The following is a 16,110-nucleotide window of genomic DNA, read 5'->3' as shown; positions in this document are numbered from 1 at the left end:
GGGAGGGTCTATCGGATGAGGTTGGTCTTGGCGAGGTCGAGGACCGCGTCACCGCGTCCATCCATCACGGCCCGCAGCACGTAGAGGCTGAAGCCCTTGACCTGCTGCCCGTCGATCTTGGGCGGCATCGCCAGCTCGTTGCGGGCGGTGCGCACGTCGAGGAGGGCGGGACCGTCGAAGGCCAGGAACTCGCCCACCGCGTCGGGCAGCTCGGCCGGATCCTCGACCCGCAGGCCGAAGATGCCGGCCGCCCGGGACATCGCGGCGAAATCCGGGTTGTCGAGGGCGACGCCGGTCTCGATGTAGCCGGCGGCCTTCATCTCGAGTTCAACGAAGCCGAGGGTGCCGTTGTTGAACACCACGACCTTGAGCGGCAGGCGGTGCTGCCGCAGGGTCAGGAAATCGCCCATCAGCATCGCGAAGCCGCCGTCGCCGCAGAAGGCGATGACCTGCCGGTCCGGCTGCGCCGCCTGGACGCCGATCCCCTGCGACAGGGCGTTGGCCATGGAGCCGTGGACCCAGGAGCCGAGCAGCCGCCGCCGCCCATTCATGGTGAGGTAGCGCGCCGCCCAGATCGTCGGCGTGCCGACATCGGCGGTGAAGACGGCATCGTCCGAAGCCGCCTCGCTGATCGTCCGGGCGAGGTATTGCGGATGTAGCGGACCGCCGGGCTTGCCCGTGGCGAGTTCGTCGAGGCCGGCGCGCGCCTTCGCGTAATGCTGCAGACTGGCATCCAGGAAGGCGCGGTCGGCCTTGGGCTTCAGACGCGGCAGCAGCGCCCGCAGGGTCGCCCCGACATCGCCCACGAGGCCGAGTTCGATCCGGCAGCGCCGGCCGAGCTCGGACGGGCGCAGGTCAACCTGCGCGACCGTCGCGTCATGCGGGTAGAACTGCTTGTAGGGGAAGCCGGTGCCGAGCATCAGCAGGGTATCGCAGGACATCATGGCCGCGTAGCCCGACGAGAAGCCGATCAGGCCGGTCATGCCGACATCGTAGGGGTTGTCGAATTCGACGCATTCCTTGCCGCCCAGCGCGTGGACGATCGGGCTCTTGAGCGCCTCCGCGAGCTGGAGTAGCTCGGCATGGGCGCCGGCGCAACCGCGTCCGCACAGGAGGGTGACGCGCTTGCCGGCATTGAGCATCGCCGCCAGGGCGTCGAGTTCCGGGTCCGCGGGCCGCACCACCGGCTTGGCGGGGATCAGCCCGGCCCGCGGCGTCAGGGCACGCTTGGGCGCCTCGCGCAGGGCGACGTCCCCCGGCAGGACGATCACCGCGACGCCCTGCTCGCCGACGGCGGCGCGAATCGCGTTTTCCAGCACGAAGGGCATCTGGGCCGGGTCGGAGACCAGCTCGCAATAATGGCTGCAGTCGCGGAACAGCTCGGTCGGCTTCGTCTCCTGGAAGTAGCCCGAACCGACCTCGGCCGACGGAATGTGGGCGGCGATCGCCAGGACCGGGGTGCGGCTGCGATGGGCGTCGTAGAGGCCGTTGATCAGGTGCAGGTTGCCCGGGCCGCAGGAGCCCGCGCAGACCGCGAGCGCCCCGGTGATCTGAGCCTCGGCGGCCGCCGCGAAGGCCGCGGCCTCCTCGTGGCGCGTGTGGATCCAGCCGATGCGTCCCCGGGCGCGCAGCGCCTCGGTGATGCCGTTCAGACTGTCGCCGACAACGCCGTAAATGCGGGCGACACCCGCCTCCTGGAGCGTCTCGGCGACGACGTCGGCGACGTTGTTGATACGCATGATTCGGCTCCGCCATCGCGCCGGGTGCGGCAACTTGGTCCGGGGCGCTGGTAAGTCATCCGTCGCCGCCGGGATAGGGGGCGCGCCGCGGGTCCGACCCGCCGAGGCGGCGGCGGGGGGCGGCCCGCGGCACCACCGAGACTTCCCCGGGAAAGCCCGCCGCGCGCTTGATTTCCGCAGCCCCAGAGTCGAAGGACGTCTGGAAACGTTCCGAAGAGATCATCGTCATGGAAGAACTGCTGGCCCGCGTCACCGCCCGGACTGGGCTCGACGCCGCGACCGCACAGACCGCCGTCGGGCACATCCTCGCCTTCCTGCAGAAGGAAGGGCCCGAGAGCGAGGTCAACCAGCTGCTGGCGGCGCTGCCGGGATCCGATTCGCTGATCGCCGAGTCCAATGCCGGCGAGAGCGGCGGCGGCCTGATGGGCATGCTCGGCGGCATGATGGGCGGCGGCGGCGTCATGGCGCTCGGCCAGAAGCTGATGGCGGCCGGCGTGCCGATGGGTCAGATGCAGCCGCTCGGTCAGGAGCTGTTCGCGTTCGGCCGCGAGAAGGTCGGCGAGGACGCCATGGGACCGATCATCGGTTCGATCCCGGGGCTCAACCAGTTCGTCTGATCCCGCGCCGCGTGTGCGGCGCCGCACTGTCATCGGGCACGGCCTGGACGATCGTGAAAAAACAGTTTCCGGGCGAAAGCTTGACGGAACCTGTCAACGCGATCCCCGTTATTTGGGGTGCGGTCGGCAAGGGTGCCTTAAACGACCTGCGCGACTGCGATCCAGCAGGCCGGCCATGCCCGTGTTCGAAGCGAAGAACCTGGACAGCGCGTTCGAGGGCCAAGCGCTCCTCGCCGCAATCCTGCATCCGACGCGCGCTGCCCAGACCCGCGCGTTGCGCCACGGCCGCCGTCGCGCCGAGCGTGCATCCTCGATGGCCGATCCGATGACGCTCGAGCCGCGATTCCCGATCGCCGCCGACAGCCTGACGCCGAGCCCCTGCCCGTCGCGCTGATGGGCGCGACCACTACCAGGGCTGCGGCGTGACCAGGCCCTGACGGGTCACCACCACCCAATCCCGTCCGCGGCGTTCGACGCCTTCGACGCGGCCGAAACCCGGCAGCACCTCTCCGGGCCCGATCTCCAAGAGCCGGTGCCGGCGATTCTCGAGGATCGCCATGCCGTCATAGACGTCACGGACAGCCCAGCCGTCGATCACCGGGGTCTTCTCGACGGCCGGCGCCTTCGGTTTCGCATCGGCCGGCTTGATATCAGCGAGGCGCGCTTCGGTGATCTTCGCATCGCCAGCCTTCGGCTCCACGCTCCGCGTCTCGGCGAGGCTTCCGGTCTGGGTCGGCTCGGCCTTCGCGACCGGGGTCACCGGGGGCGACCGCCGCTCGATCTGGGCCGCCAGCCCGGCGATGCGGACGTTCTGCTCCCGCTCGACCTGTTCGAGACGCTCGCCGAGGGCCGCGGTCTTGGCCGCGAGGGTCTTGTCGAGCTGCGCGAGGCGCTCGCTCAGGGCGCCGCTGCGGGCGGTCGCCTCTTTGCGGGCGGTGTCGGTGGATGCGCGCAGGTCGGCGAGGACCTGATGGAGTTGTGCGATGTCGCTGCCGAGCCGCGCGGTCTCGGTCCGACCGGCGTCCAGCGTGGTGCTGAGCGCCAGGACAGCGTCGTTGGGCAGGGCGGCCGACCGGGTCGCGGCGATGACGCCGCCGCCCAGCAGCGCGCCCACCGCCAGGCAGGCCCCCGGGATCGCGAGCCTGCGCAGGTCGATCTGCGCCAGCGCCTCCCGAGCCGCGCGCTTTCTGGTGCGCGGCTCGGACGTCGCGGTCTCGCCGCCCGCATCCGCCTGGCCGGTCACCACGGCCTTGAGCAGATCGGCCGGCGAGACGGCCGGCGTGGTTTCGCTCTTGGTCATCGCCCCGAACTCCGCGCGCAGAACCTCACTGCAAGCGTTCGTTAAGGACGTTTGTTTACGAAACCCTTACCGCGGCGCGATCGCTCACGCCGCCAGGCCACGCTTCTTCAGCAGGGGCTCAATGCTCGGCATCCGTCCGCGGAAGGCCGTGTAGGCGTCGCGCGGATCGCGCAGGTTGCCGGCCCCGTAGACGAATTGGCGCAGGCGTTTGGCCGTCTCCGGATCGAAGATGTCGCCGGCCTCGCGGAAGGCATCGAAGGCGTCGGCGTCCAGCACCTCCGACCAGAGATAGCTGTAATAGCCGGCCGCGTAGCCGTCCCCCGAGAAGATATGGGCGAAATGCGGCGTCCGGTGCCGCATGCTGATCTCGGCCGGCATGCCGATCCGGCGCAGCGCCTCGGCCTCGAAGGCGGGCACGTCGAGCCCCGCTTCCCCTTCGGCCGAGAGGTGCAGCGTCATGTCGACGATTGCCGACGACGTGTATTCCACGGTGGCAAAGCCCTGGTTGAAGGTGCGCGCGGCCAGGAGCTTCTGCAGCAGCGTGTCCGGCATCGGCTCCCCGGTCCGGTGATGGCGGGCGTGTGTCCGCAGGACCTCGGGCTGCTCCAGCCAGTGCTCGTAGAGCTGAGACGGCAGTTCCACGAAGTCGCGGGCGACCGCGGTGCCGGACAGAAGCGGGTAGGTCACGTCCGAGAGGAGGCCGTGCAGGGCATGGCCGAACTCGTGGAACAGGGTGCGCGCGTCGTCGAAGGACAGAAGCGTGCTCTCCCCCTCGGGCGCCTTGGCGAAGTTCATCACGTTGACGATGATCGGCGTGATCGGTCCGTTCAGCCGCTCCTGCGAGCGGAAGGCGCTCATCCAGGCGCCGGACCGCTTCGAGGCCCGGGCGAAGTAGTCGCCCAGGAACAGCCCGACCTCGGACCCGTCCGGGTTGCCGACCCGCCAGACCCGCACGTCGGGATGGTAGCGCGGCACGTCGGACAGTTCCTCGAAGGTCAGGCCGAACAGCCGCGCAGCCGTGTCGAACGACGCCGCGATCATCCGGTCGAGGGGCAGGTAGGCCTTGATCTCGCTCTCATCGAGATCGTGCTCGGCGCGCCGCACCTTCTCGGCGTAGTGGCGCCAATCATGCGCCTGGAGGGTGAAGTTGTGGCCCTCGGCCTGGATCGCGGCCTGGAGCCGGTCGCGCTCGTCGCCCGCACGGGCCCGGGCCGGTGTCCAGACGTCGCGCAGGAGCCCCGTGGCGGCGTCGGGGCTCGCCGCCATCGTGTCGTCGAGGGCGAAATGCGCGAAGCTCTCGAAGCCCAGCAGGCGCGCCCGTTCGGCGCGCAACCGGATGATCTCGGCGGCGACCGCGCGGTTGTCGGTCTCACCGCCGTTCTCCCCGCGGCGGGTCCAGGCCGCGTAGGCGCGCTCGCGCAGGTCGCGACGGGTGGAGCAGACGAGGAACGGCTCGATCAGCGAGCGGGAGAGGGTGACGACATGGCCTTCCAGACCCCGTTCCTCCGCGGCGCTCCGGGTAGCGGCGCGAAGGAACGGCGGCAGTCCGGCCAGATCCGCCTCGGCCTGGAGCGGCAGCGTGAAGCTGCTTTCGTCGGCCAGGAGGTTCTGGCTGAATTGGGTGCCGAGTTCGGACATCCGCGCCGCGATCTCGGCGATGCGCGCCTTGGCCTCGGGCTCGAGATCCGCGCCCGCCCGCCGGAAGCGGATCCGGTAGCGGTCGAGCACGCGGCGCTCCTCCGGACCCAGGCCCTCGGCCTCCACCGCCGAGATGCGCGCCCAGAGCTTCGGATCGAGGTAGATCGCGCTGCCGTGGCGGGCGAGTTTCGGCCCGATCTCACGCTCGATTGCCTGGAGTTCCGGGTTCGTGTGGCTGCCGGTCAGGTTGTAGAACACCCCGGCGACCCGATCGAGGGCCTGGCCCGCCCGCTCCATGGCCACCACCGTGTTGGCGAAGGTCGCAGGCGCCGTCTCGCCGGTGATCGCCTCGATCTCGCGGGCATGGGCGGCGAGCGCCGCCTCGAAGGCCGGGAGGTAGTGATCCGACCGGATCCGCTCGAAGGGCGGGATCCCATAGGGCGTCGTCCACTGCGCCTCGCGGAAGGGATTGTCCTGCGGCAGGCTCGGGAGCCCGGCTTCAGCTGCGTCCGGCATTCGGTCCTCGGATCCATCCATGCAATGGCGCGTCCCGCCGTCACGGTCGTGCAGACAGTGGTCCGTTCGGCGCATCCGTCAACCGCGCCGGCGATCCGAATGCCCGCTCGCTCGTTTGCTAGAACCAATGCCCACGCTTCGAGGCCCCATGCCGGGACGTCTTCCGCCGATCCGCCGACCGTCGATCCCGCTGGCGCGGGGGATCCTCACCGCGGCGCTCGCGCTGCTCCTCCCCGCCCCGGGTCGGGCGGCCGAGACCCCGGCGGCCACCGTTCCGGTGCCGCCGCCCCTGCCGCCGGAACGGCCGGACGCGCTGAAGCCGCCCGCCGCCGTGGAGACGGCCGCGCCGACGCCACCGGCGCGGCCTCCGGACCTGACGCCCGCCGACGCCACCACGGTTCCGGCATCGGAGAAGGCCCCGGAGACGGGCAAGCCCGAGATTCCGACCCCGCCGCCCACGCCGCCGGGGCGGCCGCCGGAACTTTCCGGCGAGGCCGTCCTGGCGCTCAAGGTCGCCCCCCCGGACGACACGGCCTGCCGGACGCGCCTCAAACGGCTCGGGGTCGACTTCGAGCCGCTGGCACCGATCGCCGAGGGTCAGTGCACCGCACCTTTGCCGCTGAAGATCACCCGGCTCGCCGACGGCGTCGCGCTGCCGCAGGGGGCGACGCTGACGTGCCGCACCGCCGAAGCCCTCGCGCGCTGGGTCACGGAGGTTCAGGTCGAGGCCGACCGGACGCTCAAGCACGGGCTGACCGGGCTCGAACTCGGCGGCTCCTACATGTGCCGGGGCCAGAACCATGACCTCGACGCCAAGCTGAGCGAGCACGCCTTCGCCAACGCCGTCGACGTGATGGGCTTCACCCTCTCGGGCCGCGCCAGCATCCCGGTGAAGGCGATGCCGGACGGTTCCGACGAGGCCGCGTTCCTGACCGCCGTCCGCGGCAAGGCCTGCGCCTTCTTCCGGACGGTCCTAGGACCGGGGACGAACGCGGCCCACGCCAATCACTTTCACCTGGACCAGCGCGAGCGCGCGGCCGGTCACCGCCTCTGCGAGTAAGGTCGTGGAACGTTCGTGCAGGCGCAGCATTTCAGCGGGGAGCGCCTACGCTTGCGGAGATCACGACGTCGATGAACCCGAGACCTTGGCGTCCCGTTTGCGCGGTTGTGCTGCTCACTTGCATGGCTGCACAGGCCGCAGCTGCCCCGAAAGCCGCCCAGGGCGACGCGAAATCGTCCGCCCTCACCGCTGAGGCCGTCAACGCGGCTGCCCTGGCGCCGCAGGCGGGGGACAAATCGAGCGACAAGACGTCCGCCGCGAAGACGAAGAAGGCAGAGGGCGGCGACGAGAAGCCGGATCCGCTGATCGTCAAGGCGCAGGTGCTGCTCGATCGGGCGCATTTCTATCCCGGCGCCATCGATGGCCTGACGGGCGACAATTACCGGCGCGCCCTGGCGGCGTTCGCGGTGGCACAGGGTCTGTCCGCCACGGAGAAACTGACGCCGGAGGTCTGGGACAAGCTTCAAGCCACCAGCGACAAGCCGGCGGTGACGGACTACACAATCACGGACGCCGATGCCGCGGGTCCGTATATCGACAAGATCCCGCCCAAGATGGAGCAGCAGGCTGACCTGAAGGCGCTCAGCTACACGAACCCGCGGGAGATGCTGGCCGAGCGGTTCCATATGGGGCGCGCCCTGGTCACGGCCCTCAACCCGGACAAGCCCCTCGACAAGGCCGGCACGACGATCACGGTCGCGGCGGTGGACCCGATGGGCACCGACAAGCTGAAGGGGAAGGATCTCCCCCAGGATCCCAAGGTCGAGCGTGTCGAGGTCGATAAGCAGAGCCGGGATGTGCGCGCCTTCGGCGCGGACGGGAAGTTGCTCGCCTACTATCCCGCTTCGATCGGCAGTACCGAGAAGCCGGCGCCGAGCGGCGACACCAAGGTCAAGGGCGTCGCCTTCGATCCGGACTACACGTACAATCCGAAATACGCGTTCAAGGGCGTGAAGACGCAGCACAAATTCACGATCCAGTCCGGGCCGAACAACCCGGTGGGCCTCGTCTGGATCGATCTCGCCATCCCGAGCTACGGGATCCACGGGACCCCCGAGCCCGAGAAGGTCGGGAAGACCGAGTCGCATGGCTGCATCCGTCTGACCAACTGGAACGCCCGGGACCTCGCCGCCCACGTCGCGCGCGGTGCGAAGGTCAGCTTCAAGGACGATTGACCTCCGCAACGGTCGGGCGCCCACCCCCGGCCGCCAAAATGTATCATCGGTTAACATTCCGGTCGCCAATGGCTACGGAACGGCTCGGGAACGCTTGACACGTTGCTCGTAACGGGCGACGCCAAAGGCCACCTCGGGAACCGTTTGTCATGGCTGTGTTGCGTTTTTAAAGACGCCGAGCATGCGGTTTCCGAGAGGCAGACAAACGAACGGTTTGGTCCCCGATCCGGGGGCGCTCGAAGGGAAGACGGCGCGGCGTGATTGCTGACCCCAACGACGATATTCTCAACGGCGTCCGCGTGCTCGTCGTGGAGGATGAGGCCGCGATCTCGATGCTGCTCGAGGACATGCTGCTCGATTTCGGCTGTGCCGTGGTCGGTCCGGCCGCACGCTTGTCCTCCGCGCTGGAAATGGCGTCCCAGGAGGTGTTCGAGGTCGCGATCCTCGACGTGAACGTGGCCGGCGAGCCGATCTATCCGGTGGCCGAGGCGATCGCCAAGCGCGATCTGCCGCTGGTCTTCTCCACGGGCTACGGCGGCGCCGGCATCCGCGAGCCGTTCCGTGACCGGCCTGTGGTGCAGAAGCCGTTCAGCCAGGCCGAACTGAAGCGCACGCTGATCGGTGCCATCCGGGCCGCCCGCGACTGAGACCCGCTCCGCTCCGCCCGGGTCGCCTCACAACCCCTCGATCGGGAACGCGTCGGCCACGTGGGCCGGCCATCCCCGGGCGCCGACGAACACGGCATCGGCCCGGAACGTCATCCCGGCTGACCAGGAATTGCGACCGATCCAGGATCTGACCGCCCGGGAGAAGCGGCGCCTCTTGACCGCGTCGATCGCCTCGCGAGCGTCATCGCGCCGGGGACGGGCCTTCACCTCCACGAAGGCGATGGTGGTCCAGCGCTGGACGACGAGGTCGATCTCGCCCCCCGCGAGGCTGATGCGCCGTCCGATCGGCCAGTAGCCCTTGAGCATCAGCGCCGCCAGAGCCAGCCACTCGGCGCGATGGCCGCGCCGGTAGGCCGCGCGGCGTCGGACGGCCTGGTCCGGCCGGGTCGCGCTCACCCCTCGCTCCGCGCCAGGACGAGCGCCCGCGCGTAGACGAGCCGCCGGGGCTGCCCGGTCTGATCGGCCACGAGGCTCGCGGCGTCCTTGATCGAGTGGCGTTCGAGCGCCGACCGGAGCAGCGCGTCGAGGGCGGTATCGTCCTCCGCGGTCCGCTCCGGCGTCGTGGCCGCGCCGATGATGACTACGATCTCCCCCTTCGGCGCCCCGTCCTGCGCGAAGCGCTCGCTTAGGGCCCCCAGCGTGTCGCGCCGGATGGTCTCGTAGAACTTGGTCAGCTCCCGGGTCACCGCGGCCGGCCGGTCCGGCCCGAGCACCGCAGCGGCGTCGGCGAGCATCTCCGGGAGCCGGTGCGGCGACTCGAACAGGACGAGCGTGCCCGGGACCCGGATCAGCGCCTCCAGGCGGTTGCGCCGGGCGCCGGCCTTCTGCGGCAGGAACCCCTCGAAGAAGAAACGGTCGGTCGGCAGGCCCGCCGCTACGAGGGCGGTCATGACGGCGGACGGACCGGGCACCGGCGTGATCGCGATGCCCGCCGCGATGGCGGCCTGAACCAGCTTGTAGCCGGGATCCGAGACGAGGGGGGTGCCCGCATCCGAGACCAGGGCCAGCGCCTCGCCGGCGCGCAGCCTTGCGACCATCCGCTCGCGCACCGCCTCGTTGGAATGCTCGTGATAGGCCAGCAGCGGCGTCGTGATGCCGTAATGGGCCAGCAGCGTCCGCGTGACGCGCGTGTCCTCGGCGAGCACCGCATCCGCGGCCGCCAGGGTGGCGAGCGCGCGGATGGTTATGTCGCGCAGGTTGCCGATGGGCGTCGCCACGATGTGCAGGCCGGGCGCCACCGGTTCGGCCTCGCTGGCCAGCCCGAAGGCCGTGAACGTGAGCGCCCGCGGGCGGTCGCCGCCCGGCTTCTGAGCAGGGGGTCTCATCGGAGCGGCTTGCCCCTGGGCATCGAATCGACGGGTCATGATCGGCGATCTTGCCACACTGGACGGCTCTCGTCGCGTCGAAGCCGCGCCGCCGGGGGGCAAGTCCCGGTCCGCGCGTTTACATTTCCCGGGCCTGCCATCACGGTGGCGTGGCCTGCCCGAAGGAGACCGCGCCATGGCGTGCCCGATCGGCGCGCCGGACCGTCTCGTGCGCGTCACCGCCTTGAGCGTCGTGCTGCTCGGCGCGCTTCTGCCCCTCGGCGGCTGCCTCGGCGACGGCGTCGCCCGGCGCGGGCCGGCGCCGCAGGCCGCCGCCTTGGCTCCACCCGTCGAAGTGCCGCAGGGGTTGCCGGATGCGGCACCGACGATCCCGACACCGATCGCGGCAGCCGGACAGCGGATCGGGACCGGATCCGTGAAGGTCGCCCTCGTCCTGCCGCTCGACGGACAGGGGGCGGCGGTGGGCACCGCCATGCGCAACGCCGCTCAGCTGGCCTATGACGAGGCGCAGCAGCCCGACCTGACGATCCTGGTGGAGGACGACCGCGGCAGCCCGGACGGCGCCCGGGACGGGACCCAGGACGCCCTGCGACAGGGCGCGGAGATCGTCCTGGGTCCCGTCTTCGCCGGCAGCGTCCAGGCCGCCGCCGCGGCGGCGAAGGCGATGGGCAAGCCGGTGATCGGTTTCTCCACCGACGTGACCGTGGCGGCCCGCGGCGTCTACCTCCTGAGTTTCCTGCCGCAGCCGGAGGTGGACAGGGTGGTCGAGGAATCGGTGGCGGGGGGCAAGCGCTCCTTCGCGGCGCTGATCCCGGAGACCGCCTACGGAAACGCTGTGGAGGCGGCGTTCCGCGAGACCGTGGCGCGCCGGGGCGCCCGGGTCGCGGCGGTGGAGCGCTACCCGGCGGGCAGTCCGGGCCAAGCGGTGGAGCGGCTGGCGCGGGTGATCACCGGTCCCGCAGCCACCGCCGACGCGCTGTTCATCCCGGAGACGGCCGACGCCCTGCCGGCGGTCGCGGCGGCACTGACCAAGGCCGGCTTCTCCCCGGCCCGGGTGCGGCCCATCGGGACGGCATTGTGGAACGATCCGGCGCTCTTCGCCCTGCCGGCGCTCCAGGGTGGCCGCTTCGCCGGGCCGGACCGCGCGGGGTTCTCCGCCTTCAGCGGGCGCTACCAGACCCGCTTCGGCGCGGTACCGCCGCGCGTCGCGTCCCTGGCCTACGATGCCGTGATGCTCGCCGCGGCCCTCGCGCGACAATACGGCTCGCAGCGCTTCGCCGAGGCGACGCTGACCAATGCGGCGGGCTTCGCCGGGATCGACGGCACCTTCCGCTTCCGGCCCGACGGGCAGAGCGAGCGGACGCTGGCGGTCTACGAGATCCGCAACAACGCCGCGACCCTGGTCAGCCCGGCCCCGCGGGTGCTGGCCAAGCCCGGGATCTGATCAGCCGGCGAGCTCGGCCACGATCGCGTTGAGGACCGGCGCGCCCCGCGCCGTGGCGGCGATGCGTCCGCCGGGTCGCCGCTCCAGCATACCGTCGCCCACCAGCATGCCGATGCGGTTGCCGTTGAGCGGCCGGCCCTTGAGGGCGGCGTAGCGGTCCGGATCGATCCCCTCGCGCAGGCGCAGGCCCATCACCAGGAACTCGTCGGACTGATCGACGGCCGAGAGCGTCTCGGTCTCGGCGATGCCGTGGCCGTCGCGTTCGACCCGGGTGAGCCACGCCTCCGGCGCGCGCTCGGTCACTGTGCCGATCCGTCCGGCCGCGGTGACGAGGCGGCCGTGCGCCCCGGGGCCGATGCCGGCATACTCGCCGTAGCGCCAGTAGAGCAGGTTGTGGCGCGACTCGGCGCCGGGCCGCGCGTGGTTCGAGATCTCGTAGGCCGACAGGCCGGCCCGGGAACAGAGATCCTGCGTGACGTCGTAGAGGGCCCGGCCGATCTCGTCGTCCGGAACCACGAGCTTCCCGGCCGCCGCGAGACCGTGGAACGGCGTGCCCGGCTCGATGGTGAGCTGGTAGAGCGACAGGTGCTCGCCGGCCAGCGCCAGGGCCTGACCGAGTTCGTCCCGCCAGAGCGCGGGGTTCTGGCCGGGCCGGGCATAGATCAGGTCGAAGGAGGTGCGCGCGAAGACGGCCTGCGCGACCCGGATCGCGTCGAGGGCCTGCGCCACGTCGTGCAGCCGGCCGAGGGTCCTCAGGGATGCGTCGTCGAGCGCCTGCACGCCGAGGGAGACCCGGTTGACCCCGGCCGCGCGGTAGCCGTGGAAGCGGGCGGCCTCGACGCTCGACGGATTGGCTTCGAGGGTGATCTCCGCGTCCGGCGCCACCGTCCATCGTGCCGCCACCGCGTCGAGCAGCCCCGCGACGGTCGCCGGCCGCATCAGCGAGGGGGTGCCACCCCCGAGGAAGATGCTGGTGACGGTCCGGCCGGGCGTCCGGCCGGCCATATGGGCGATCTCGGCCCGGAAGGCGTCGAGGAAGCGCGGTTCGTCCACGCCTCCGTGCCGGACGTGGCTGTTGAAGTCGCAATAGGGGCACTTCGCGGCGCAGAAGGGCCAGTGCAGGTAGATCCCGAAACCCGCATCGCGGGTCGGGTGGTCCGGGCCGGTCGTTCGCATGATCGCCGGGATGTGCGCGCGCCCGTCCGGTTTGGCAATCAGGCGCCGGGCGCGAGGCAAGCCCGGCGCAGCGCCACGAACGCCCGGGCGCGGTGGGACAGACCCGCGCCCGTCTGCCAGTCGACCCCGTGCTTCTCCGCGGCGCTCATCTCGCCGAAGGTGCGGTCATGCCCGTCCGGCCGGAAGATCGGGTCGTAGCCGAAGCCGGCCGAACCGCGCGGCGCCACGAGGTCGCCGAAGACCCGGCCCTCGAACAGCTCGGTGTGCCCGTCGGGCCAGGCGAGCACCAGGGCCGAGACGAAGTGCGCGCGGCGGTCGATCGCCCCGCGGGCGTCGAGTTCGGCGAAGATTCGCGCCATCGCCCCGGCAAAATCCTTGTCCGGGCCGGCCCAGCGGGCCGAGAACAGGCCCGGCGCCCCGTCGAGGGCGTCGACGCACAGGCCGGAATCGTCCGCGAAGGCGGGAAGGCCGGTGGCGTCGGCGGCGGCCTTCGCCTTGATCGCCGCATTCTCGGCGAACATCGTCCCGGTCTCATCCGGTTCGGGCAGGCCGAGTTCGCCGGCCGAGACCGCCTCCACGCCGAACGGCACCAGGAGGTCACGCATCTCGACGAGCTTGCCGGCATTGTGGGTGGCGATCACGACCTTGCCGGTCAGCCTGCGGCTCACGCGAGGGCGTCCTTCTGAAGGGCGACCAGCCGGTCGGTGCCGGCGCGCGCCAGGCCGAGGAGTTCGAGGAGCTGCTCCTGCGTGAACGGCTCCATCTCGGCGGTGCCCTGGACCTCGACGATGCCGCCCCGGCCGGTGAGCACGAAATTGGCGTCGGTCTCGGCTGCCGAATCCTCGGCGTAATCGAGGTCGAGCACCGCCTTCCCCTTGTACAGGCCGCAGGAGACGGCCGCGACATGGTCCTTCAGCGGGTCGACCGAGATGATCGAGCGCGTCCGCATCCAGGCGAAGCAATCGTGCAGCGCCACCCAGGCGCCGGTGATCGCGGCGGTCCGGGTGCCGCCATCGGCCTGGATCACGTCGCAATCGACCGTGACCTGGCGCTCGCCCATGGCCGGGAGGTTGGTCACGGCCCGCAGCGAGCGGCCGATCAGGCGCTGGATCTCCTGCGTCCGCCCCGACGGCTTGCCGGAACCGACCTCGCGCCGGGTGCGTTCGTGCGTCGCACGGGGGAGCATGGCGTACTCGGCCGTGACCCATCCCTTGCCCGAACCCCGCAGCCACGGGGGCCCGCGCTCCTCCAGCGAGGCGGTGCAGAGCACCCGGGTGTTGCCGAAGCTGACGAGGCAGGAGCCTTCTGCGTAGCGCGACATGGCGCGCTCCAGGCTCACGGGCCGCAACTCGTCGGCGGCACGCTTGGAAGGCCGCATTGCGGGCCCCTTCTGTGGTGAATGTCGAGGGCCGGGCTCTTAGGCCGGTGCGGCACCGCGAGCAAGCATCGCCGTATGGATTGATCCGGGCGGGTCGGCCGGACATGATCGGACCACAGGATGACCGCGTGACAGACCCGAACTCTCGTTTCCCGAACGATCCATCGATGCAGGCCCTCGCCGCCCTCAACGAACGCGCCCGGGAGATCTTCCGGCAGATCGTCGAGAGCTACCTCACCACGGGCGAGCCGGTGGGATCGCGCAATCTCGCCCGGATCCTGCCGATGGCGCTGTCGCCGGCCTCGATCCGCAACGTGATGGCGGATCTGGAGCATTCCGGCCTGATCTTCGCGCCGCACACCTCGGCCGGCCGCCTGCCGACCGAGCTCGGCCTGCGATTCTTCGTCGACGCCATGCTCGAACTCGGCGACGTCAGCCAGGACGAGCAGGCCCGGATCGAGGCGCAGATGCGCGCCGCCGCCTCCGGCCACACCTTCGAATCGGCTCTGGCCGAGGCCTCGACCATGCTGTCGGGCGTCTCGCGGGGGGCCGGAGTGGTGTTGACCACCAAGGCGAATGTGAGCCTGAAGCACATCGAGTTCGTCCGCCTCGATCCCGCCCGCGCCCTTGTGATCCTGGTCTCGGACGACGGTTCGGTGGAGAACCGGCTGGTGGACCTGCCCGCCGGCCTGCCGGCCGGGGCCCTCCAGGAGGCGACGAACTTCCTGAACGCCCGGCTTCAGGGCCGCACCCTGGGATCGCTGCGGGCCGAGATCGAGGCCGGCCGTAAGGCCATGAAGCGGGAGCTCGACGCCATCACCGAGCGCCTCGTCGATGCCGGGCTCGCCACTCCGGTGGGCCCCACGGAGGCGCGCCAGCTGATCGTGCGCGGCCAGGCCAACCTGCTGGACGACCTGCGCGCCGTCGAGGATCTCGAGCGCATCCGCCTGCTGTTCAACGATCTGGAGACGCAGAAGGACGTCATCGACCTCCTCTCCCGCGCCGAGGGCGGCGAGGGCGTGCGGATCTTCATCGGCTCCGAGAACAAGCTGTTCTCGCTCTCCGGCTCGTCGCTGATCGCGGCGCCGTTCCGTGACGGCTCGCAGAAGATCGTCGGCGTCGTCGGGGTGATCGGTCCGACCCGGCTGAATTATGCGCGAATCGTGCCCATGGTCGACTACACCGCCCGGGTCGTCTCGAAGCTCCTCGACGGGGGTCGCTGAACCGCACGATCGCGCCGCGCGATGGCTTCACAAGAGGCGCCCGCCAAGCTTAGGTTTCCCGTCAGCCTGGATCTCGATGATCGATGCCGATTCGTCGTTGCAGAGGGCAGGCGCGCGCGTCAGCCCGACGTCGCGCGACACGGGGGATCCGCATGCCCAGTCTGGCGAGTTACCTGGCCTTCGCTGCGGTCTCGCTGGGCATGGCCCTGACACCGGGACCGAACATGGTCTACCTGGTCTCCCGCTCGATCGCGCAGGGGCGGACGGCCGGCCTGATCTCGCTCGGTGGCATCCTCGCGGGCCACATCGTCTACATGGTGTGCGCGGCCGTGGGGCTCACGGCCCTGCTGATCGCGATCCCCTACGCCTACGATACCGTCCGCCTCGCCGGCGCACTCTACCTCCTCTACCTCGCGTGGCAGGCGGTTCGGCCCAACGGTCGGTCCCCGTTTCAGGTCCACGATCTGCCCAAGGACAGCCCACGCAAGCTTTTCGCGATGGGGCTGCTGACGAACCTGCTCAATCCGAAGATCGCGGTTCTGTATCTGTCGCTCCTGCCCCAGTTCATCGATCCGGAAAGCGGAAGCGTCCTCGCGCAGGCGCTGATCTTCTGCGGCACACAGCTCGCCGTCAGCGTAGGCATGAACGCCGTCTTCGTCGTCTCGGCCGGGACCATCGCCGCGTTCTTCACCCGGCGCCCGCTTTGGAGCGTCATCCAGCGCTGGCTGATGGGAACGGTGCTGGCCTCGCTCGCGGTCCGCATGGCGACCGAAGCCCACCGATGATCGCAGCGACGACACGGCCAGTGCCGCACGCCGGAGCGACCTCCGTTCGGCGTGCGGTCGTCTTTG

The 16,110-nt window shown here is 70.6% G+C and carries 16 protein-coding genes; 8 read left to right on the top strand and 8 right to left on the bottom strand.

Annotated features, from left to right (window positions below; translation table 11 throughout):
- Positions 1-8 precede the first annotated feature (8 nt).
- Positions 9-1,739, bottom strand: a complete 1,731-nt coding sequence (poxB, locus tag MKK69_RS30435) for a ubiquinone-dependent pyruvate dehydrogenase (protein ID WP_243973902.1) — start codon at positions 1,737-1,739, stop codon at positions 9-11.
- A gap of 227 nt (positions 1,740-1,966) precedes the next feature.
- Here poxB and MKK69_RS30430 point away from each other — a divergent pair, with 227 nt between their 5' ends.
- Together MKK69_RS30430 and MKK69_RS30425 are read left to right on the top strand one after the other, a co-directional pair.
- Complete coding sequence (locus MKK69_RS30430) at positions 1,967-2,356, top strand: DUF2267 domain-containing protein (protein ID WP_243973901.1); 390 nt, start codon at positions 1,967-1,969, stop codon at positions 2,354-2,356.
- Between the two features lie 175 nt (positions 2,357-2,531).
- Positions 2,532-2,750, top strand: a complete 219-nt coding sequence (locus tag MKK69_RS30425) for a hypothetical protein (RefSeq protein WP_243973900.1) — start codon at positions 2,532-2,534, stop codon at positions 2,748-2,750.
- A gap of 12 nt (positions 2,751-2,762) precedes the next feature.
- On the opposite strand, the gene MKK69_RS30420 is transcribed toward MKK69_RS30425, so the two are convergent.
- Together MKK69_RS30420 and MKK69_RS30415 are read right to left on the bottom strand one after the other, a co-directional pair.
- On the bottom strand, positions 2,763-3,656 hold the full coding sequence (locus MKK69_RS30420; RefSeq protein WP_243973899.1) for a hypothetical protein: 894 nt from the start codon (positions 3,654-3,656) through the stop codon (positions 2,763-2,765).
- Between the two features lie 84 nt (positions 3,657-3,740).
- Positions 3,741-5,810, bottom strand: a complete 2,070-nt coding sequence (locus tag MKK69_RS30415; protein ID WP_243973898.1) for a M3 family metallopeptidase — start codon at positions 5,808-5,810, stop codon at positions 3,741-3,743.
- Between the two features lie 148 nt (positions 5,811-5,958).
- Between MKK69_RS30415 and MKK69_RS30410 the strand changes: the two genes are divergently transcribed.
- From MKK69_RS30410 to MKK69_RS30400, 3 genes are all read left to right on the top strand, one after another.
- Positions 5,959-6,870: an extensin family protein gene (locus MKK69_RS30410; protein WP_243973897.1), complete on the top strand. Its 912-nt coding sequence runs from the start codon at positions 5,959-5,961 to the stop codon at positions 6,868-6,870.
- A gap of 122 nt (positions 6,871-6,992) precedes the next feature.
- The gene (locus tag MKK69_RS30405) at positions 6,993-8,045 is read left to right on the top strand and encodes a L,D-transpeptidase (RefSeq protein WP_243973896.1); all 1,053 of its coding nucleotides are present in this window, start codon (positions 6,993-6,995) and stop codon (positions 8,043-8,045) included.
- 257 nt (positions 8,046-8,302) lie between these two features.
- Positions 8,303-8,692, top strand: a complete 390-nt coding sequence (locus tag MKK69_RS30400) for a response regulator (protein WP_243973895.1) — start codon at positions 8,303-8,305, stop codon at positions 8,690-8,692.
- A 27-nt stretch (positions 8,693-8,719) separates the two neighbouring features.
- On the opposite strand, the gene MKK69_RS30395 is transcribed toward MKK69_RS30400, so the two are convergent.
- Positions 8,720-9,109 carry a YraN family protein gene (locus MKK69_RS30395; RefSeq protein ID WP_243973894.1) on the bottom strand — a complete coding sequence of 130 codons (390 nt, stop codon included), beginning with the start codon at positions 9,107-9,109 and terminating at the stop codon, positions 8,720-8,722.
- On the bottom strand, positions 9,106-10,077 hold the full coding sequence (rsmI, locus tag MKK69_RS30390; protein ID WP_243973893.1) for a 16S rRNA (cytidine(1402)-2'-O)-methyltransferase: 972 nt from the start codon (positions 10,075-10,077) through the stop codon (positions 9,106-9,108). The genes MKK69_RS30395 and rsmI overlap by 4 nt, the downstream gene beginning before the upstream one ends.
- A 136-nt stretch (positions 10,078-10,213) precedes the next feature.
- Here rsmI and MKK69_RS30385 point away from each other — a divergent pair, with 136 nt between their 5' ends.
- Positions 10,214-11,482 (top strand): penicillin-binding protein activator, encoded by a 1,269-nt coding sequence (locus tag MKK69_RS30385; RefSeq protein WP_243973892.1) that lies wholly within the window; start codon positions 10,214-10,216, stop codon positions 11,480-11,482.
- On the opposite strand, the gene hemW is transcribed toward MKK69_RS30385, so the two are convergent.
- From hemW to rph, 3 genes are read right to left on the bottom strand one after another with little or no spacing between them, the layout of a single operon-like run.
- Complete coding sequence (gene hemW, locus MKK69_RS30380) at positions 11,483-12,658, bottom strand: radical SAM family heme chaperone HemW (protein WP_243973891.1); 1,176 nt, start codon at positions 12,656-12,658, stop codon at positions 11,483-11,485.
- A gap of 38 nt (positions 12,659-12,696) precedes the next feature.
- Complete coding sequence (gene rdgB, locus MKK69_RS30375) at positions 12,697-13,326, bottom strand: RdgB/HAM1 family non-canonical purine NTP pyrophosphatase (protein ID WP_243973890.1); 630 nt, start codon at positions 13,324-13,326, stop codon at positions 12,697-12,699.
- A complete protein-coding gene (rph, locus tag MKK69_RS30370; RefSeq protein ID WP_243973889.1) occupies positions 13,323-14,036 on the bottom strand; it encodes a ribonuclease PH in 714 nt (237 codons plus the stop codon). The genes rdgB and rph overlap by 4 nt, the downstream gene beginning before the upstream one ends.
- A 167-nt stretch (positions 14,037-14,203) precedes the next feature.
- Between rph and hrcA the strand changes: the two genes are divergently transcribed.
- Both hrcA and MKK69_RS30360 read left to right on the top strand, forming a co-directional pair.
- Positions 14,204-15,259, top strand: a complete 1,056-nt coding sequence (gene hrcA, locus MKK69_RS30365; protein ID WP_243973888.1) for a heat-inducible transcriptional repressor HrcA — start codon at positions 14,204-14,206, stop codon at positions 15,257-15,259.
- 152 nt (positions 15,260-15,411) lie between these two features.
- Positions 15,412-16,044, top strand: coding sequence for a LysE family translocator (locus MKK69_RS30360; protein WP_243973887.1), 633 nt, complete (start codon positions 15,412-15,414; stop codon positions 16,042-16,044).
- Positions 16,045-16,110 lie beyond the last annotated feature (66 nt).

The organism is Methylobacterium sp. J-026, from assembly GCF_022829585.1.
Lineage (GTDB): Bacteria > Pseudomonadota > Alphaproteobacteria > Rhizobiales > Beijerinckiaceae > Methylobacterium.
This window is presented reverse-complemented; position numbering and strand designations above follow the sequence as displayed.